Here is a 17160-nt window from a genome sequence, read left to right as displayed (position 1 = left end):
GGCGTTCCGAGACTCGCGGTTCCGCGGGGGAGGGGAGGGGTACGCGGCGACGGGCCGCCGTCGCCGAGGCGGGGGCGCCGCCGGGGGCCGCTACGGGCGCGGGGCGCCGCTCACGCGAGCGGCGCCCCGCGCCCCGTATCCCGAGGGCTCGTCAGCCTCGTCCCTCGGCCTGTTCCTCCGCGGCCGCGGTCCCGCGCCCGACCCCGATCATCCCGAAGGCCGTCAGGAGGGCCGCGGCGACGGCGGCGACGCCGCACACGAGGAAGGCCGTGGAGAAGCCGCTGCCGAGCGCGTCGAGCGCGAGCGGGTGGGCCGCGGCGCCGGGGGCGTGCGGCGGCAGGCTGTTGACCGCGACGGGCCCGCCCGCATCGGCGACGCGGGCCGCCGCGAGCGCCTGCCCGGCGGGCAGGTCCGCACCGTGCAGGTTCTTCGCGAAGTGCGAGCCCGCGTTGCTCAGGGCGACCGCGCCCACCACGACGGGCCCGAGCGCGAAGCCCAGGTCGCGCAGCATGTTGGTGCTCGCGCTCGCCATCCCGGCGAGGTGGCGCGGCACGCTGTCGAGCGCGACGGCCGTCACCGAACTCACCGTCAGCGCGAAGCCGACACCGATGAGCAGCGCGGGCGCGGCGAAGGCCCCGAGCCCCGGGTCGCGCACGTCGAGCCCGGCGCACCACAGGCAGCCGGCCGCCATGAGTGCGAATCCCGTCGTGAGCGGCCACGTGGGGGCCACGCGGTGCAGGAGCCGCGAGACGAGCGGGAAGAGCACGAAGGCGGGGCCCTGGAGGAGCAGGAAGGGCACGGCGACGCGCAGCGCGCTCTGGTGCTGCACGGGGCCGAGCCACATGCTCGTCGCGAAGCAGGCGCCGAGGAAGGCGAGCATCCCGACGACGGCGGCGACCGAGGAGACGGCGAAGGCCCGGTTGCGGAAGAGCCGCAGGTCGAGGATGGGTGACGCGGCGCCGAGTTCCACGACGACGAACGCGGCGAGGAAGCACGCCCCGAGGGCGAAGCCCAGGATCACGGGGAGCGTGCCCCAGCCGGACTCGGGGCCCTCCACGGCCCCGTACAGGACGAGGACGAGCCCGAGCGCGAAGGTGATCTGGCCCGGGACGTCGAACGCCCTGCCCGTCGGCGCTTTCGACTCGGTCGCGAGCGTCAGCGTCACGACGACGCTCGCCACCGCGAGCCCGACGAGGACCCAGAAGGAGCCCCGCCAGGAGCCGACCTCGGCGAACATGCCGCCGAGCAGCGGTGAGACGGCGGCACCCGCGGACAGGAAGCCGCTCCAGATCGCCACCGCGTGCGCCCGCCTGCGCGCCGTGCGGGCCACGGCGGTGACCGCCGTGAGCGAGCCGGGGAACATCGCCCCCGCGCCGAGGCCGTTGAGCGCCGCGCCGACCCAGAGGACCCGCACGCTCGGCGCGAGGGCGGCGACCGCGCTGCCGAGCGCGACGAGCCCGGTGCCGGAGGCGACGAGCCTGCGCCGCCCGAAGAGATCGCCGAGCACACCGAAGGTGAACTCGAAGCACACCACGGACATCATGAACGCGGCCGTGATCCACGTCAGCTGGGACCCGTGGGTGTGCAGGTCCTCCTGGAACTGGCCGTTGAGCGAGGCGGGCAGCGCGTTGGCCACCTGGGCCACGAACACCGCCGCGCAGGCGGCGGCCAGAGTTCCCGCGTAGCCGGAGCCTCCGGCGGGGGTGCCGGACGGCACGGCGGCCCCCGCGGTGGGGCCGGGGGACGTCGTCGTCCCGTTGTCGAGCGTCATCGCATGTCTCCAGTCGGGCGTGATGCCGTGGACAATGACATTGGCTTTACTCGACGTCAATGATTTGTGCAGGATCTAAAATGAGCTGCGTCAACGTAAGATCGTCATGCGAGGCGTACGCCGCCGTGGCAGGACGCTTAGGATTCGGGTATGGCGAACCTTCGTGAGGCGCAGAAACGCATGACCCGCCGCCTCCTCCTGGAGGCGGGACTCGACCTGTTCAAGACGAAGGGGTACGCCGCCACGACCGTGGACGACATCGCGACGGCGGCGGGGACGACGCGTGTCACCTTCTACGCGTACTTCGCCTCGCGCAGCGCGCTCATGAAGGCGCTCATCGACGAACGGCTCAACGAGGCCCTGCAGCGCGTCGTCTCGCCCGACCACGGCTCCACGGCGCTCGGCCTCGTCGCGACCGTCGCCGAGGGCACCCCCGAGGCGATCGCCGCGTGGGTGCGGCACACCTCCGACAGCTGGACGGAGATCCGCCCGATCATCCGCGCGGGCCGCCAGGCGGCCGTCGTCGACCCGGAACTCGGCGACGTCGTGGAGCGCTGGATGGAGGAGGCCATCAGCGACATCGAGGACGGCCTCACCCGCGCCGGGCGCTTCGCCCCGCACCAGCGCCGCTTCCGCGGTGTCCTCGCGATGGCCGAACTCGACTTCGTGGCACAGCAGGGCCACCGCGAGGAGTGGAAGCTCACGCGGGAGCAGATGGTGGAGGAACTGAGCGCGAGCTGGGTGCGCTTGCTGACCTGAGCGGCGGCGGTACGGGGCGCGGCGGTACGGGCGCGGGGGCGCGGCGGTACGGGTTCGAGGCGCGGCGGTACGGGTTCGAGGCGCGGCGGTACGGGTAAGAGGCGCGGCGGTACGGGCACCGGGCCGCCCTCGCGCGAACGCCCGCCCCGTCCCGCCCTCACAACCGTCCCGCCGCCTCGCGCAGCACGCCCCGCAGCCACTGCCTGAAGTCCTCGTCCGCCAGGCGCGGGTTGAGGACCAGGTCGATGCCGAGGCCCCCGGCGGGGAAGGGGAACTCCTCGACGCGCAGCGGGCTCAGGCCGTCCATCGCGACCGCGACCCTGTGGCGCAGCAGCGCGACGCCGCCCGCGCGCGCCACGAGGAACGGCACGAGGAGAAAGTCGGAGACCAACTGCCCCACGCGGTAGGGGATTTCGCGCTCCTCCAGGAGCCCGTACGGGAAGACGCGGCGCTCCGTGTCCACGACGACGTGCGGCAAGGTGCGCAGCAGGTCGAGCGCGCTCGCCCCGGGCGGCGCGCCCGGCCCCGCGACCACGACGCAGCGATCCTTGTACAGCCGCTCGCGCGGGTGCGGCGAGAAGTGCCCCTCCGAGATCAGCACGGCGTCGACGCCCTGATCGGTGAACGTCGCCTCGGTGGGCACGGTGAGCGTGCGCACCCGCAGTGTCGTGCGCGGGGCCCGCTCGGCGAGCACCGCGATGAGCGCGGGCGCCAGGACGAAGGCCGTGCTCGTCGTCATCGCGACGGTGAGGACGCGCGCGTCGCGCGCCGGGTCGAAGCCGGGCAGGTCCAGGAGCCGCGCGGTCTGCCCGAGCGCGGTGCGCAACGGGGCGAGGAGGGCCAGGGCGCGGGGGGTGGGGGTGAGCCCGGACCCCTGCCGCACGAGGAGGTCGTCCCCGAGGAGCCGCCGCATCCGCGCGAGGGCGTGGCTCATCGCGGGCTGCGAGAGCCCCACCCGCCGCGCGGCGCGCGTCACCGAGCCCTCCTCCAGGAGGGCGAGGAGAGGAACGAGGAGATTGAGATCGGCGGAGGCGAGCCGGTCGAGGGGGAGGCCGGAGACGCGCGCGTCGCCGCCCCGCACCCCGTCCACCGTTCCGTCCCGCGCCGGGCCCTCCTCCGCTGTCATGGCCCCGCACCCTACGCGCCGCCCGCGGCGAGCCGCCGCAGGCGGGGGACGGCGAGACGGTGGTCGAGCGCGGCCGCGGTGCCGCTCCGTGGCCAGCGCAGCAGCGCGGGCCCCCCTCCGGGCCCGCCCGCCACGTACTCCGCTTCGCCCGCGGGCGGCAGCGGGCCCGCGACCTTGAGACCGCGGCCGAACTGCTCGGTCCAGAAGTACGGGCGCGCGAGCGGCGGCGCCGAGGGGCCGTGGAGCAGGGCGTGCGCGGCGGTCCGCGCCTGGTCGACAGCGCTGTTCCACAGCGGTACGCGGCGGTGGCCGCCGGGCGCGGGAAGCGCCGCGAGGTCTCCCACGGCGGCGATACCCGGGCGGGCGAGCCCGTGCGCGTCGACCGGCACCGAGCCGTCGTCCGCCGTCAGGCCCGTACCCGCGAGCCATTCCGTGTGGGGTACGTCGCCGACGGCGCTCACCACGAGGTCCGCCGCGTGCGCGGTGCCGTCAGCGAGGCGGACCCGCCCGGCGTCCAGGCGCGCCCGCGCGGCGGTCTCGACGAGGCGGAGCCCCCACGCGCGGGCGGCACGCACGAGCACCCCCGCGAGGTGCGGGCCGAGCCTGGCCCGCAGCGGCGGCCCGTACGAGACGAGCGTGACCGCGCACCCGGCGGCGAGCGCGCCCGAGGCGATCTCCATGCCGAGCACGCCGCCCCCGACGACGAGCACCGAGGGCCGCGCGGCGAGCGCGCGCCGCAGCGCGAGCGCGTCGTCGAGCCCGCGCAGGGTCCACTCCCCGCCGCCCGGCGAGAGGCGGCGCGCGCGGGCCCCGGTGGCGAGGACGAGCGCGTCGTACGGGAGCGAGGCGCCGTCGTCGAGCGCCACGCGCCGCCGCACCGGATCGAGCGCGGTCACCCGCACGCCGCGCAGCTCCCGCGCCCCGTGCTCGCCGGGGGGCAGCGTGTGCGCCCCCGGATCGGCGCCGCCGAGCAGTGCCTTGGAGAGCGCGGGGCGACTGTACGGGGCGTGCGGCTCGTCGCCGACGAGCGTCAGTTCCCCGTCGAACCCGGCCTCGCGCAGCGCCCCGGCCGCGGTGAGCCCGGCGATGCCGTGGCCCGCGACGACGATGCGGCGGGGGAGCGGGCCGCGGGCCGCTGTCATACGAGCCTCAAGGCGGCGACCGGGCACACACGCGCGGCGGCACGTCCGTCCGGCGCCTCCGCTTCCGTCAACTTCTCCTGATCGATGACCAGTTCGCCCTCGTCGTCGAGGTGCATCAGCTCCGGTGCGGCCTCCTCGCACAGGCCGTGGCCCTCGCAGCGGGCGCGGTCGAGCACGATCCTCATGCGGGGACCACCTCCAGGACGGGGAGCGCGTCGATGCTCCGGGTGATGTTCGCGGGGACGCGGGTCTCGGGGCCGAGGACGAGGCGGTCGACGCGGCGCGCGAGGGCGCCGATCAGGGCGTGCGCCTCCAGGCGCGCGAGGCCCTGGCCCGCGCAGCCGTGCGGCCCGTACCCGAAGGAGAGGTGGTCGCGCGGCGCGCGCTCGACGCGGAAGGCGTCGGGGTCCGGGTAGTGGCGCGGGTCGCGGTTGCCCGCGCCGAACAGGAGCGCGAGCTGCGCGCCGCCGGGCACGAGGTACCCGTCGAGCACGGTGTCGCGGCTCGCGCGGCGGCCCCAGGCGTGGACCGGGGCCCAGTAGCGCAGGATCTCGGCGAAGGCGCCCGGTATCAGGGCGGGATCGGCACGGAGCAGGGCGAGTTGCTCCGGGTGGGAGCCGAGGAGCGCGAGGGTGTTGCCGAGCGCGGCGACGGTCGTGTCGACGCCCGCGCCCAGGTACTGGTGGATGATCTGCCCGGCCGTGCCCGCGGGGATCGCGCCGCGCGCCTCGGCCACGAAGATGCCCCGTCCGACGGAGCCGTCGGCGAGGTCCTCGGCCCGCACCCGCGCGCACCACTCGTACAGCTCGCCCGCGACCGGGAAGCTCTCGGCCGTGCGCGGGTTGAGCGGGCCGATGACCTGCATCGCCGCCTGCCCCCAGCGCAGCATGTTCGCGCGCGCCTCGCCCGTGAAGCCGATGAGGTCGGCGACGACCTCCAGCGGGAAGGCCCGCGCGAGCGCGTCGATCGCCTCGAAGGAGCCCCGCTCGACGAGCGCGGCCACGAGCGCGTCCGCCTTCGCCTCGATCCCGGGCCTCAGTCCGCGCAGGGCGCGCGGGGACAGGTTCTCGGTGAGCGTGGCGCGCAGGCGCGTGTGGTCCGGCGGGTCGGAGGCGAGCGAGGTGCCCGCGAGTGCCTCGTTGACCTGCGGGTTGAAGCCGATCGACGCCGAGGAGTACGACTCCCAGTCGGCGAGCGCGGCCCGGATTGTCGCGTACCGGGTCAGGACGTGGACGCCGTTCGCGGGCAGGTGCACGACGGGGCCCAGCTCCCGCAGCTCCGCGTAGACGGGATACGGGTCGAGGAGGACGTCGTCGGCGAAGAGGTCCACGGGGGACGAGGGCGGGGTCAGGGGCCGGGGCGGTGGCGGGGTGGTCATGGCCGCTCAGTGAAGTGTCCGGAGCCTCATCCGGCAAATGAATCCTTGGCATGGAGCGACATGCGCGATGTGCATGAACGGCCGCGTGACGCGCTCCGGCGGACGGCGTCCGGGCGGCGTCCGGGGGGCGTCCGGAGCCGTTCGGCATCCTCTTCGACCATTGTGTTTTCTCGATGTTCAATTCATTGACGTCATGTAAAGCGAATGGCTAGGGTGACTCCGCCACGGGGTGCCGCGCAGCGTCGCCGAGCACCCTCCACCGGACACGTGAGGCAGTCATGAGCGGCAAGAACACCACCGTGCACACCGTCCTGGGCCCGGTCCCCGCCGAGGACCTGGGCGTCGTCGCGGTCCATGAGGCGCTGCTCTCGGTGGTCCCGGGCGCCGAGCACGCCTTCGACGTCCGCATCGACCGCGCCGAGGTCTTCGAGACCCTCGCGGGGAAGCTCAAGGAGTTCCGCGCCGCGGGCGGCGGCACGCTCGTCGACGCGACCGGCATGTTCCACGGCCGCGACCTCCCCCTGTACGAGGCGCTCTCGCGCGCGACCGGGGTGCACCTCGTCGCCTCGACGGGCCAGGGCCCCGAGGAACTGCTCGGCGGCTACTTCCTCACCCCGCAGACCGATCCGCCCACCCCCTGGCCCGCCGAGAAGTTCGCCGACCTCTTCGCACGGGAGGTCACAGACGGCATGGTCGTGCCGCGCGTCGAACGCAGGGGCGCGGCCGGGCTCGTCGCGGTCGCCGTGACCCGTACCGGCATGACCGCCACCGACGAGAGCCTGGTCCGCGGTGGCGCCCGCGCGGCCCTCGCGACCGGCGTCCCGCTCTCGCTGCGGTACGGGGCCGACGCCGCGCACGACCTCGGTGTCGCCCTCGACGAGGGCCTGCCCGCCGACCGTGTCGTCGTCGCCGGACTCGACCGCCGCGACGCCCTCGCGTCCGGCGCGCCCGAGCAGGTCGCCCGCCGGGGCGCGTACGTGGCGATCGACCACATCGGCACGGAGGACGCCGTCTTCGCGAGCGAGGAGGAACGCGCCGCGCTGGTCGGCGAGTTGTTTGCCGCCGGGCTCGGTGACCGGGTCCTGCTCTCGGCCGGGGCGACGGGCGTCGCCAAGGGTCACCCAGGCAACGACACCCCGTACAGCCGCGTCCTCACCGCCTTCGTCCCGCTGCTCACGGCAGGCGGGGCGAGCGAGGACGACGTGCGGCGCCTGCTCGTCGCCAACCCGCGCGCGCTGCTCGCCGGGCGCTGAACCCGGCCGTGCGCCGGTCGCGTCGCCCCCTGGAAACGTCAAATCCCCTTACTCAAAGGTGAGTTCTGTGTCGCGAGTGAACACCGTCCTGGGGCCGGTCCCCGCTGAGGAACTGGGCTTCGTGGCCATCCACGAGCACATCGGCTACGGCATGCCGGGCTCCGAGCTGGACACGAAGTGGTGGAAGGCCCCCGAGCAGCGGTACGAGGAGACCGTGCCGAAGCTGCGCGCCTTCCACGAGAACGGCGGCGGCACCTTCGTCGACGCGACCGGCATCTGCAACGGCCGCGACGTCGACTCCTACAAATCGCTCTCCGCGAAGACCGGCGTCCACCTCGTCGCCTGCACCGGCTTCGTCGGCGGCGACACCGCGCTGCCGCACTTCGCCCGCGCCGATGTCGACTACCTCATGCGCCAGTTCGTCCACGAGATCACCGTCGGCATCGGCGGCACCGGGAGCCTCGCCGGTGTCATCAAGGTCGGCGTGAGCCGCGGCGGCCGCATGACCGACCTCGACAAGCGCATCTACCGCGCCGCCGCGCGCGCAGCCCTCCGCACCGGCGCACCCGTTCTCACGCACCTCGCGATCGACGCCGAGAACGCCATCGCGATCTTCGAGGAGGAGGGACTGCCCCTCGACCGGGTGCTCTTCGGACACGTCGACGACGGCGTCAACGCCGACAGGACCAGGGACGTCTGGATCGCCGAACAGGGCGCTCGCATCGGCTTCGACACCTTCGGGTACGAGACCGAGCTGCCCGACCCGCCGTTCTGGGCCCGCCCCCGGCAGGAGCGGCTCGACCACTTCCTCCGCTTCATCGGCGAGGGCCGCCTCCACCAGGTGCTCGCCTCGGCCGACGCCAATTGCAGCCCGCTCGGCTGGCCGGGCGTCAAGGGCCACAGCGTCAACTACCTCTTCGACGAGCTGCTCCCCGACCTGCGCGCGGCCGGTCTCGACGAGGCGGCGATCACGACGATCTTCGTCGAGAACCCGGCGTCCTTCCTGAGCCTCGCGCCGACCGCCTGAGCCTCGCGCCGACCGCCTGAGCCTCGCGCCGACCGCCTGGGCCGAGCGCGGCGGGGCCCGGCGCGGGGACGCGGCGCCCTCGGCCCCGCTTCCGCCCGCCCGCGTGCCCCGCGCCCGCGTACCCCGCGCCCGCGTTCCCGGCCCCGTGCTCCGCTCACCGGGCCCGCCCCTCCCGTACCCCCGCCTTCCCCGTACCAGAGAGAACCACCATGCAGCTCTCCGACCTGAAGCAGCTCAAGATCGCCGTCGTCGGCGCCGGTTACGGCGGCGCGGCCGCCGCCAAGGCGCTCAGCCTGCTCGGCGCGCACGTCGACGTGTACGAGCAGGCGAGCCGGATTCGCGAAGTCGGCGCGGGCATCGGCCTGCGGCCCGCCACCATGAACCGCTTCCGCGAGTGGGGCATCTTCGACGCCGTCGCCCGCGTCAGCTCGCCCAGCGACTACTTCGAGATCCTGTCGGCCGACGCCACGCCGATCATGAGCGAGTCGTGGCCGGGCATGGACGACTACGCCGAGCGGACCCGCACCCACCTCATCCACCGCGGCGACTTCATCGAAGCCCTGCTCGGCGTCCTGCCCGAGGGCATGGTCACGCTCGGCCACAAGCTGGAGGGCATCGAGGACAAGGGCGACCACGCGGTCCTCGCCTTCGCCAACGGCACGACCGCCGAGGCCGATCTCGTCGTCGGCGCCGACGGCATCAAGTCGGTCGTCCGCAAGCTCCTGTTCAGCGAGAAGGAGCCGGTCTTCTCCGGCGAGCACGCCTACCGCGCCGTCATCTCCGTCGACGACGCCGAGGGCATGGCCGCCGACGACAACCTGCGCATGTACATCGGGCGCGGCACCAAGATCTACCTCCTGCCGCTGCGCCACCGCGGCCAGGTCTCCTTCGACATCACCGCGCTGTGCCCGGACGGCACGTGGGCGCCCGAGGTCACGAAGGACGACCTCCTCGCGACGGTCCAGGGCTTCGACGAGCGCCTCGTCGCCCTCACACGCGGCCTCGACATGGACACCGTCAACATCCGCGCCGTCTACGACATCGACCCGGTCGACACGTGGCACACGGACTCCGTCGTCCTCGTCGGCGACGCCGCCCACTCGATGCTCCACCACCAGGGCCAGGGCGCCAACTCCGCGATCGAGGACGCGGGCGCGCTCGCCGACGCCCTCCGCGCCGCCGACACGCTGCCCGAGGCACTCGCCGCCTTCCAGGCCACCCGCAAGCCCGTCACCGACGAACTCCAGCGCATCTCCCGCGCGGGCTGGTCCGAGGCCGGGATCGACGACGTCTTCCCCGGCCAGAAGCCCGGGAGCCCCGGCCACGTCGCCGCGCCCGCGGCCCCCGCCGCCGGGAAGGAGTGACCCCCGTGCCCCTGCACCCCGAGATCGCGAAGTTCCTCGCCGCCCAGCCCGCCCCGCCCGCCGGGCCGGTCGACCCCGCCGCGCTCCGCGCCGACGAGGAGTCGCACGTCCCGCCGCTCGCCGAGCGCCTCCCGCTGCACGCCGTCGAGAACACGTACGCCGACGGCGTCCCCGTCCGGATCTACACGCCCGACGAGGCGGAGCGCCACGGACTGCTCCTCTACTTCCACGGCGGCGCCTTCTTCCTCGGCAGCCTCGACACCCACGACCACCTCGCCCGCTCCCTCGCCGAGGCCACCGGGCTCAAGGTCGTCTCGGTCGGCTACCGGCGCGCCCCGGAGCACGCCTTCCCCGCCGGGCTCGACGACTGCTGGACCGCCGTGCGCCGGGCCGCCGCCGCGCGCGAGCGCCTCGGCTGGGACGGCGGGACCTTCGCCGTCGCGGGCGACAGCTCGGGCGGCACCTTCGCCGCGGCCGTCGCCGCCCGCGCGCACGACGAGGGCTGGGACCTGATCACCCACCAGGTCCTCTACTACCCCTCGCTCGACCTCGACTTCGACGAGGAGCGGTACGCCTCGCTGCGCGAGAACGCGGTCGGCAACGGACTGGAGACCGCGGGCCTCAAGCCCTTCAACGCCTTCTACGTCGACAGCGGCGCCGACCCCGCCGACCCCCGCGTCTCGCCCGCCAAGCGCGCCGACCTCAGCGGGCTCCCGCCCGCGCTCGTCGTCACCGCGGAGTGCGATCCGCTGCGCGACGAGGGCGAGGCGTACGGGCGCAGGCTCGCGGACGCGGGCGTCGAGGCGAAGGTGCGCAGGTACGCGGGCGCCGGTCACGGCTTCGTGCAGCACTTCTCCTGGCTCCCCGAGTTCCAGGGCGTCTTCACGGAGACGCGGAACTTCCTGCGCCGCTGAGCCCGCCCCGGCGCCCCGGCCCCGTACGCGTACGAGAAGAGAGCCCCCCTCATGCCGCACCCGCACCCCGTCCCGATCCACCCCCTCGTCTCCCCCTGGGGCCGCTTCGGCCTCTACAGCTTCTTCATCGACGCGCCCGAACCCGCCGTCGTCGACACCGGGATCGCCGGCTCGCCCGCCGAGGGCATGGCGCCCGCGCTCGCGAAGCTCGGGCGGCGTATCGAGGACGTGCGCTGGATTCTCCTGACGCACGGCCACATCGACCACGTCGGCGGCGCCCACGCCCTGTGGGAGCTGACCGGACGCAAGGCCCGTGTCGTCCTCCACGAGGCCGACGCGCCGATGCTCCGCTCCCGGCGCGCCCACGTCCAGGAGTACGCCGCGGGGCGCGGCCGCTACCTGGGCGACCCCGAGGGCGAGGCCAAGGTGGCCGCCGCGGCCGAGGCCGTCATCTCCGGCGAGATGGAACCGCACGTCCTCGTACGCGGCGGCGAGACCCTCTCGCTCGGCGGCGACGTCACCGTCTCCGTGCACGCGATCCCCGGGCACACCCCCGGTTCGGTCGCCTACGCGCTCGAAGGCGGCCACGTCTTCACGGGGGACGCGGTCCAGGTCCACGGCGCGGCGAACGGCTTCCCCGGGTACGCGGACCCGGTCGCGTACCGCCGCAGTCTCACGTACCTGCGCGACGAGGTAGGACCCCGGCACCTCTACCTCGGGCACCCCTACCGCCGCGCCGACGGCACTCCCTACGGCGTCGCGCTCGACGCCGATGAGGCGCGCGAGGCGCTGAGCCAGAGCATCGAGGCGGAGCGGCGGGTCGGCGCCGCCGCCCACGACTGCCTCGCCGAAGGGCTCGCGCGGACCCCGTCCCCGTACTCGCCCTTCGCTTCCGTCGCCGCGCGCCTCGGCTACACCGGCGACCCGACGCGCGAACCCTCCCCGTTCTTCACCTCGCTGCACGGCTACCGCACCGCAGCCCCCGAGTCAGAAAGCACGCACGCATGAGCGACCAGCAGCACACCATCCGGGCGGGGGAGCAGACCGTCGCCGTCCGCAAGGACCTCCGCGTCCCGATGCGCGACGGTGTCGAACTCGCCGTCGACGCCTACAGCGACGTGGCCGACACGCCGCGCCCCGCCCTCATCGCGATGAGCGCCTACGGCAAGGAACTCCAGGCCCTCGCCCTCACCACGCCGCCCCAGCGCCGCCCGAGCCCCATGTGGGACGGCTGCATCGAGGCCGGCGACATCGCGCGCGTCGTCCGCGAGGGGTACGTGCACGTCATCGGCGACGTGCGCGGCACCGGGGACTCCGGCGGCGAGATGATCGGCAACTACAACTTCGGCGGCGTCCCGCAGGGCCAGGACCTGTACGACCTCGTCGAATGGGTCGCGGCGCAGCCGTGGTGCGACGGCAACGTCGGCATGATCGGCATCTCGTACTTCGGCTCGATGCAGGTCCTCGCGGCCGCCGAGCGCCCTCCGCACCTCAAGGCGATCTTCGTCAGCGGCGGCCACTTCGACTTCTACGAGACGACGTACCACGGCGGCGTCATGTGGTTCATGCCGCGCGCCGCGCGCGAGGGACGCGGGGGCGACTCCGGCATCGCGCACACGAACGTCACGTCCCGCATGGCGGAGCTGTACGGGCCCGAGGAGCTGAGGAAGCTCGTCGACGAGCGGCTCGACGACCCGGACGTGGCGGCCTGGCCGAACCTCGTCCACGTCCTCACGTACCCGAAGAACCGCGAGTTCTGGTTCGACATCGTCATGAACCCGCTCGACGGCCCCTGGTACGAGGACCGCAACCCGATCACGCTCGCCGCGCACATCGACATCCCCGTCCATCTCCAGATCGACCAGGGTCGCGGCTGGACCGTGGACGGCCACATCGAGCTGTTCAACACCCTCAAGGGACCGAAGAAGCTCGACATCGGCGCGTACCCGCCCATGCAGTCGCGCCCCTGGATCGAGGAGCACGACAAGATGTTCCGCTGGTACGAGTACTGGCTCAAGGGCATCGACAACGGCGTCATGGACGAGCCCGCCGTGAGCGTCTTCGTCGAGGGCTCTCGCGAGGTCGTCACCGCGGAGCAGTGGCCGCCGAAGCAGGTCGCGCACAAGCCGCTCTACCTGCGCCCGCGCCACAAGCTCTCCGCCGAGCCCGAGTACATGGGCGCCGAGCACGCCGCGCCCGACGGCTTCTACCAGGCGCCGCTGACCGTCACCGACAAGGTCGAGGTGCTGAGCTGGCGCACCGAGCCCTTCGAGGAGCCCGCCGAGCTGATCGGCACGGGCGCCGCGCACCTCTTCGTCGAGATCGACCAGCCCGACACCAACTTCATCCTCCGGCTGTGGGACGAAGCCCCGGGCGGCGCACGGCAGTTGCTCACGACCGGCTACCTCAAGGCGTCCCACAGAGAGCTGGACGAGGAGCGCAGCAGCGAGGGCGACCCCTACCACCCGCACACGCGCGCGGTGCCTGTCGAGCCGGGCGTCATCGAGGAGTACGTCCTGCGGCTCTACCCCTTCGCCGCCGTGCTGCGGCAGGGGCACCGCCTGGTCGCCGAGCTGTCGAACGACGAACCGCTCGCCGACGCGCACAACGCGCTGCTCCCGCCCGACGCCTTCCACCTCCCGGTGGGCCGCGCGGTCACCCACAAGGTCTACCGCGACGCGGCACACCCCTCCCGGCTCCTGCTGCCGTTCACGCGCCCCGAATGAGTAGCCGCTGAGTAGCCGCGCGGATGCCCGGCCGGACATCCGCGCGGCACGCTCGTGCCATGACCGACACACCTGCCAAGGCCGGGCCCACCGGGGCCTATTTCGGCCAGGCCATCGCCTCCTTCGCCGTCGCGCTCGTCGCCACGGCGCTCGGTATCCTCCGGCTCGAAGCGGACGCGTGGGTACGGGGTTTCCTCGCCGTCGCCGTCCTCTTCCTCGTCACCTCCGCCTTCACCCTCGCCAAGGTCATCCGCGACCGGCAGGAGGCGGGCCAGCTCATCAACCGCGTCGACCAGGCCCGCGTCGACAAGCTCCTCGCGGCCAACGACCCCTTCAACTGAGGAGCCCGCACCGGAGCCCGCACGGAAGGCGCTCCCTAAGCGCCCGCTCAGTTTTGGGGTTAGGGTGTGTCTCCGTGAAGCGGTTCCGTACGGGAAGAGGTGGGCGATGAGCGCGGCGCGGCGGCCCGAGGACGAGTCCGCGGTCGACGAGGCGGAGGACGCGCCCTGGTCCGACGTGACGCCCGACGCGGCCCGGCGGCTGCTCGTCGCCGCCGTCGAGGCGTTCGCCGAGCGCGGCTTCCACGCGACCACGACCCGCGACATCGCCGGGCGCGCGGGCATGAGCCCCGCGGCGCTCTACATCCACTACCGCACCAAGGAGGAGCTGCTCCATCGCATCAGCCGGGTGGGGCACGACAAGTCGCTCGCCGTCCTCAGCGAGGCGGCCGACGCGCCGGGCGGCGCGGACTCGCGCCTCGCCGAGGCCGTCCGCGCCTTCGTGCGCTGGCACGCGGCGCACCACACGACGGCCCGCATCGTCCAGTACGAACTCGACGCGCTCGACCCCGCGCACCGCACCGAGATCGTCGCGCTGCGCCGCCGCACCGAGGCGGTCGTACGCGGCATCATCGAGGACGGCGTGCGCAGCGGCTCCTTCGACGTGCCCGACGTCCCCGGCACCACGCTCGCCGTGCTCTCGCTCTGCATCGACGTGGCCCGCTGGTTCAACGCGGCGGGGCGCCGCACCCCGGAGCAGATCGGGGACCTGTACGCGGACCTCGTGCTGCGGATGGTCGGGGCGGCGCCCTCGGGGTCCGCTCAGAGGTAGAAGCGGCTCACCGACTCGGCGACGCACACCGGCTTCTCGCCGCCCTCGCGCTCCACGGTGAAGGCGACGGTCACCTGGGCGCCGCCCGTCACCTCGCGCACGTCCGTCACCGTGCCGGTCGCCCGCAGCCGCGAGCCGACGGGGACGGGGGAGGGGAAGCGGACCTTGTTGGTGCCGTAGTTCACGCCCATCCTGACTCCCGCGAGGTCCATGAGCTGGGGCGCGAAGAGCGGGAGCAGCGAGAGCGTCAGGTACCCGTGCGCGATCGTCGTGCCGAAGGGCGAGTCCTTCGCCGCGCGCTCCGGGTCCACGTGAATCCACTGGTGGTCCCCGGTCGCCTCGGCGAACAGGTCGATGCGCCGCTGGTCGATCTCGACCCAGTCGGTGTACCCGAGCTGCTCCCCGACCGCGCCCTTCAGCTCCTCAAGCGAGGAGAAAACCCTCGGCTCCGCCATGACTGCCACCTTCCGGCCTTCCAGGAAATATGTCTAAGCGCTTGCTCAGCATTATGCGTACGGGCTTCGCTGTCAACGGCGGTGGCCGCGCGGCCTCCCGTACCCTTGCCCGGGTGCCGCAGATCCCGGAAACCGTGCAGGAACTCACCGTCGGACAGCTCTCCGCGCGCAGCGGGGCCGCCGTGTCGGCGCTCCACTTCTACGAGGCCAAGGGGCTCATCACGAGCCGTCGTACCTCGGGGAACCAGCGCCGCTACGCGCGCGACATCCTCCGCCGGGTCGCCTTCGTCCGCGCCGCGCAGCGTGTCGGCATCCCGCTCGCCACGATCCGCGAGGCCCTTGCCGACCTCCCCGAGGAGCGCACCCCCACCGCGGAGGACTGGGCCCGCCTCTCGGAGCACTGGCGCACCGAACTCGACGACCGCATCCGCCGCCTCCAGCTCCTGCGCGATCACCTCAGCGGCTGCATCGGTTGCGGCTGCCTGTCCCTGGAGACCTGCGTCCTCTCCAACCCGGACGACGTCTACGGCGAGCGCATCACGGGCTCCCAGCTGCTTCCGGGGCGGCGGGGCAAGGAGTGATCCGGCGGCGGCGCGCGTGAGACGGCGCGACGCACACGGGGCGCGGGCGGGGCGTGCGGGGCGCGGGCGGGGCGTGCGGGGTGTGCGGGGTGTGCGGGGTGTGCGGGGTGTGCGGTCTAAGGCGTCCACGCCGCGCGCCGGGCTCCCCTCGTCGCCCGCCTCGCCCCCGCCGCCCCGCCACCCGCCTCCCTCCAGGTCGGTGACCTCGCCGCGTCGCAGGCGTTCCACGAGCGCTACCTCGGCCTCGTCCGCGCGCCCTCAGGACCCCCGCACGCCGTCGTCTTCGCGACGAAGCCGAGCGTCTTCGCGCTCCGCGACCTCGTCCCCGGCACCGATCCCGGCGCCGGTCGATGGCCCCTGCGGCCGCACCTTCACCCGCGCCGCCCCCGACGGCTACCGCGTCACGCTCCACGACCGCGCCTGAGCGGCCTCCGGCGTGTGCCCTGGCGGCGGCAGGGCGGCGGGGGCAGAGTGGGGCGCCTCGGCGAAGCCCCCCGCGGGCCTCCCCGCGCCTCCGCCCTCCCGCCCCAGGAGCCCCCATGACCCCAGGCACCCCGCCCGCCCGGCCCCCGCGCCCCGCGCTGTCCCTCAGCGGCGTCGTGCTGGACGCGCCCGACCCGCAGGCGCTCGCCGGGTTCTACCAGCGGCTGCTCGGGTGGCCGCTCGCGCAGCAGGAGGAGGGATGGGCGAAAATCGTGCCGGACGGCGGCGGTACGGGCATCTCCTTCCAGGCCGAGCCCTCGTACACCGCGCCGGTGTGGCCCGCCGAGCCGGGTGCTCAGCAGATGCAGCTCCATCTCGACTTCCAGGTCGAGGACTTGGCGGCCGCCGAGGCCCACGCGCTCTCCTGCGGCGCCCGCCTCGCCGCGTATCAGCCGGAGGACGACGTACGCGTGCTCATCGATCCGGTCGGCCACCCGTTCTGCGTGTTCCTCCAGCCGTACCTCACACCCCCACCAGCGTCCGCCCTTCCCCCCGCGCCCGCCGCACCGCCGCCGCGCTCAGCGCCGGGAGCGGGACCGTGATGCCGCAGCCCGTGCAGAGCGGCCCGAGATCCTCGCGCCACACCAGCGCCCCGCTCCCGCACACCGGGCAGTGCTCGCCCGGCTCCCGCTCCAGGGCCGCGATGAGCCGTCCGAGCACCTCGGGCAGCGGCGCGTCCGGGTGCGTCCCCGGGTCGGCGCACCAGGCGATACCGAAGCCGCCCCAGGTGCGCCGGTGCCAGTCGTCCACAGCGCCGGGGCGGCGAAGCCCCGCCCGCTTCTCGGCCCGCCGCCGGGTGGCGAAGGCCCGCTCGTGGGCGAGCCACACCTCACGCGCCCGCTCCAGCTCGTCCACCGCGCCGCGCAGCCTCGCGGGGTCGGGGGAGCGGTCCTCGGGGCCGAAGCCCCAGTGCGCGCACAAGTGGTCCCACGTGGCCCGGTGCCCGTAAGGGGCGAAGATCTCCAGGCACTTGCGCAGACTCCAGCGCCGCAGCGCCAAATCCGCCCGCGGATCGCGGGCCTGTCTCGCGAGACTCCGGAATCCGGCCATCAGCCCTGCACCTCCGTCATC

18 protein-coding genes and 1 pseudogene are annotated in these 17160 nt (G+C 74.0%); 12 read left to right on the top strand and 7 right to left on the bottom strand.

Annotation, left to right across the window (positions count from 1 at the left end; all coding sequences use genetic code 11):
- Positions 1-151: 151 nt before the first annotated feature.
- The gene (locus tag ACQYWQ_RS04595) at positions 152-1771 is read right to left on the bottom strand and encodes an MFS transporter (RefSeq protein WP_431032594.1); all 1620 of its coding nucleotides are present in this window, start codon (positions 1769-1771) and stop codon (positions 152-154) included.
- 150 nt (positions 1772-1921) lie between these two features.
- Between ACQYWQ_RS04595 and ACQYWQ_RS04590 the strand changes: the two genes are divergently transcribed.
- Positions 1922-2530, top strand: coding sequence for a TetR/AcrR family transcriptional regulator (locus ACQYWQ_RS04590; RefSeq protein ID WP_431032593.1), 609 nt, complete (start codon positions 1922-1924; stop codon positions 2528-2530).
- A 157-nt stretch (positions 2531-2687) separates the two neighbouring features.
- On the opposite strand, the gene ACQYWQ_RS04585 is transcribed toward ACQYWQ_RS04590, so the two are convergent.
- Genes ACQYWQ_RS04585 through ACQYWQ_RS04570 form a run of 4 tightly spaced genes read right to left on the bottom strand, consistent with a single transcriptional unit; the run spans position 2688 to position 6176 of the window.
- Positions 2688-3656, bottom strand: a complete 969-nt coding sequence (locus ACQYWQ_RS04585) for a LysR family transcriptional regulator (RefSeq protein WP_431032592.1) — start codon at positions 3654-3656, stop codon at positions 2688-2690.
- 11 nt (positions 3657-3667) lie between these two features.
- On the bottom strand, positions 3668-4798 hold the full coding sequence (locus ACQYWQ_RS04580; protein ID WP_431032591.1) for an NAD(P)/FAD-dependent oxidoreductase: 1131 nt from the start codon (positions 4796-4798) through the stop codon (positions 3668-3670).
- Positions 4795-4983: a ferredoxin gene (locus ACQYWQ_RS04575; RefSeq protein ID WP_431032590.1), complete on the bottom strand. Its 189-nt coding sequence runs from the start codon at positions 4981-4983 to the stop codon at positions 4795-4797. Before ACQYWQ_RS04575 ends, ACQYWQ_RS04580 begins: the two co-directional genes overlap by 4 nt.
- Entirely contained in the window at positions 4980-6176 is a 1197-nt protein-coding gene (locus tag ACQYWQ_RS04570; RefSeq protein WP_431032589.1) for a cytochrome P450, read from the bottom strand. The genes ACQYWQ_RS04575 and ACQYWQ_RS04570 overlap by 4 nt, the downstream gene beginning before the upstream one ends.
- A 278-nt stretch (positions 6177-6454) precedes the next feature.
- Here ACQYWQ_RS04570 and ACQYWQ_RS04565 point away from each other — a divergent pair, with 278 nt between their 5' ends.
- The 8 genes from ACQYWQ_RS04565 to ACQYWQ_RS04530 all read left to right on the top strand — a co-directional run bounded on the left by ACQYWQ_RS04565 (position 6455) and on the right by ACQYWQ_RS04530 (position 14570).
- Entirely contained in the window at positions 6455-7429 is a 975-nt protein-coding gene (locus ACQYWQ_RS04565) for a phosphotriesterase (RefSeq protein ID WP_431032588.1), read from the top strand.
- Positions 7430-7496: 67 nt separating this feature from the next.
- Positions 7497-8456 carry a phosphotriesterase family protein gene (locus ACQYWQ_RS04560; RefSeq protein WP_431032586.1) on the top strand — a complete coding sequence of 320 codons (960 nt, stop codon included), beginning with the start codon at positions 7497-7499 and terminating at the stop codon, positions 8454-8456.
- 209 nt (positions 8457-8665) lie between these two features.
- Positions 8666-9820, top strand: coding sequence for an FAD-dependent oxidoreductase (locus ACQYWQ_RS04555; RefSeq protein WP_431032585.1), 1155 nt, complete (start codon positions 8666-8668; stop codon positions 9818-9820).
- Positions 9821-9825: 5 nt separating this feature from the next.
- The gene (locus tag ACQYWQ_RS04550; RefSeq protein ID WP_431032584.1) at positions 9826-10734 is read left to right on the top strand and encodes an alpha/beta hydrolase; all 909 of its coding nucleotides are present in this window, start codon (positions 9826-9828) and stop codon (positions 10732-10734) included.
- Positions 10735-10785: 51 nt separating this feature from the next.
- Entirely contained in the window at positions 10786-11742 is a 957-nt protein-coding gene (locus tag ACQYWQ_RS04545; protein ID WP_431032583.1) for an MBL fold metallo-hydrolase, read from the top strand.
- The gene (locus tag ACQYWQ_RS04540; RefSeq protein ID WP_431032582.1) at positions 11739-13460 is read left to right on the top strand and encodes a CocE/NonD family hydrolase; all 1722 of its coding nucleotides are present in this window, start codon (positions 11739-11741) and stop codon (positions 13458-13460) included. Before ACQYWQ_RS04545 ends, ACQYWQ_RS04540 begins: the two co-directional genes overlap by 4 nt.
- A gap of 59 nt (positions 13461-13519) precedes the next feature.
- Positions 13520-13801, top strand: coding sequence for a YiaA/YiaB family inner membrane protein (locus tag ACQYWQ_RS04535; RefSeq protein WP_431032581.1), 282 nt, complete (start codon positions 13520-13522; stop codon positions 13799-13801).
- A gap of 106 nt (positions 13802-13907) precedes the next feature.
- Positions 13908-14570 carry a TetR/AcrR family transcriptional regulator gene (locus ACQYWQ_RS04530; RefSeq protein WP_431032580.1) on the top strand — a complete coding sequence of 221 codons (663 nt, stop codon included), beginning with the start codon at positions 13908-13910 and terminating at the stop codon, positions 14568-14570.
- Here the strand turns inward: ACQYWQ_RS04530 and ACQYWQ_RS04525 are convergent.
- A complete protein-coding gene (locus ACQYWQ_RS04525; RefSeq protein ID WP_431032579.1) occupies positions 14561-15025 on the bottom strand; it encodes a MaoC family dehydratase in 465 nt (154 codons plus the stop codon). The genes ACQYWQ_RS04530 and ACQYWQ_RS04525 overlap by 10 nt on opposite strands.
- A 113-nt stretch (positions 15026-15138) precedes the next feature.
- Between ACQYWQ_RS04525 and soxR the strand changes: the two genes are divergently transcribed.
- From soxR to ACQYWQ_RS04510, 3 genes and pseudogenes are all read left to right on the top strand, one after another.
- On the top strand, positions 15139-15606 hold the full coding sequence (gene soxR, locus ACQYWQ_RS04520; RefSeq protein ID WP_431039058.1) for a redox-sensitive transcriptional activator SoxR: 468 nt from the start codon (positions 15139-15141) through the stop codon (positions 15604-15606).
- Positions 15607-15771: 165 nt separating this feature from the next.
- Positions 15772-16030: pseudogene (locus ACQYWQ_RS04515) on the top strand (VOC family protein); the annotation flags it as partial.
- A gap of 115 nt (positions 16031-16145) precedes the next feature.
- Positions 16146-16631 carry a VOC family protein gene (locus ACQYWQ_RS04510; protein ID WP_431032578.1) on the top strand — a complete coding sequence of 162 codons (486 nt, stop codon included), beginning with the start codon at positions 16146-16148 and terminating at the stop codon, positions 16629-16631.
- Here the strand turns inward: ACQYWQ_RS04510 and ACQYWQ_RS04505 are convergent.
- The gene (locus tag ACQYWQ_RS04505) at positions 16552-17139 is read right to left on the bottom strand and encodes a hypothetical protein (RefSeq protein ID WP_431032577.1); all 588 of its coding nucleotides are present in this window, start codon (positions 17137-17139) and stop codon (positions 16552-16554) included. The two genes, ACQYWQ_RS04510 and ACQYWQ_RS04505, sit on opposite strands and share 80 nt — an antisense overlap.
- Between the last annotated feature and the right edge of the window lie 21 nt (positions 17140-17160).

This window comes from Streptomyces sp. P6-2-1 (genome assembly GCF_050613165.1).
In the GTDB taxonomy this organism is placed as follows: Bacteria; Actinomycetota; Actinomycetes; order Streptomycetales; family Streptomycetaceae; genus Streptomyces.
Note: the sequence above shows the minus strand (reverse complement) of the source record. Positions and strands in the feature narration are given on the sequence as shown.

What these genes read in the sequence shown, in the direction of transcription:
- ACQYWQ_RS04505 (WP_431032577.1), bottom strand. Translation starts at nt 17,139, where the DNA reads ATGGCCGGATTCCGGAGTCTCGCGAGACAGGCCCGCGATCCGCGGGCG.
- ACQYWQ_RS04575 (WP_431032590.1), bottom strand. Translation starts at nt 4,983, where the DNA reads ATGAGGATCGTGCTCGACCGCGCCCGCTGCGAGGGCCACGGCCTGTGC.
- ACQYWQ_RS04555 (WP_431032585.1), top strand. Translation starts at nt 8,666, where the DNA reads ATGCAGCTCTCCGACCTGAAGCAGCTCAAGATCGCCGTCGTCGGCGCC.
- ACQYWQ_RS04545 (WP_431032583.1), top strand. Translation starts at nt 10,786, where the DNA reads ATGCCGCACCCGCACCCCGTCCCGATCCACCCCCTCGTCTCCCCCTGG.
- ACQYWQ_RS04530 (WP_431032580.1), top strand. Translation starts at nt 13,908, where the DNA reads ATGAGCGCGGCGCGGCGGCCCGAGGACGAGTCCGCGGTCGACGAGGCG.
- ACQYWQ_RS04535 (WP_431032581.1), top strand. Translation starts at nt 13,520, where the DNA reads ATGACCGACACACCTGCCAAGGCCGGGCCCACCGGGGCCTATTTCGGC.
- ACQYWQ_RS04570 (WP_431032589.1), bottom strand. Translation starts at nt 6,176, where the DNA reads ATGACCACCCCGCCACCGCCCCGGCCCCTGACCCCGCCCTCGTCCCCC.
- ACQYWQ_RS04595 (WP_431032594.1), bottom strand. Translation starts at nt 1,771, where the DNA reads ATGACGCTCGACAACGGGACGACGACGTCCCCCGGCCCCACCGCGGGG.
- ACQYWQ_RS04585 (WP_431032592.1), bottom strand. Translation starts at nt 3,656, where the DNA reads ATGACAGCGGAGGAGGGCCCGGCGCGGGACGGAACGGTGGACGGGGTG.
- ACQYWQ_RS04540 (WP_431032582.1), top strand. Translation starts at nt 11,739, where the DNA reads ATGAGCGACCAGCAGCACACCATCCGGGCGGGGGAGCAGACCGTCGCC.
- ACQYWQ_RS04525 (WP_431032579.1), bottom strand. Translation starts at nt 15,025, where the DNA reads ATGGCGGAGCCGAGGGTTTTCTCCTCGCTTGAGGAGCTGAAGGGCGCG.
- ACQYWQ_RS04510 (WP_431032578.1), top strand. Translation starts at nt 16,146, where the DNA reads ATGACCCCAGGCACCCCGCCCGCCCGGCCCCCGCGCCCCGCGCTGTCC.
- ACQYWQ_RS04590 (WP_431032593.1), top strand. Translation starts at nt 1,922, where the DNA reads ATGGCGAACCTTCGTGAGGCGCAGAAACGCATGACCCGCCGCCTCCTC.
- ACQYWQ_RS04580 (WP_431032591.1), bottom strand. Translation starts at nt 4,798, where the DNA reads ATGACAGCGGCCCGCGGCCCGCTCCCCCGCCGCATCGTCGTCGCGGGC.
- ACQYWQ_RS04565 (WP_431032588.1), top strand. Translation starts at nt 6,455, where the DNA reads ATGAGCGGCAAGAACACCACCGTGCACACCGTCCTGGGCCCGGTCCCC.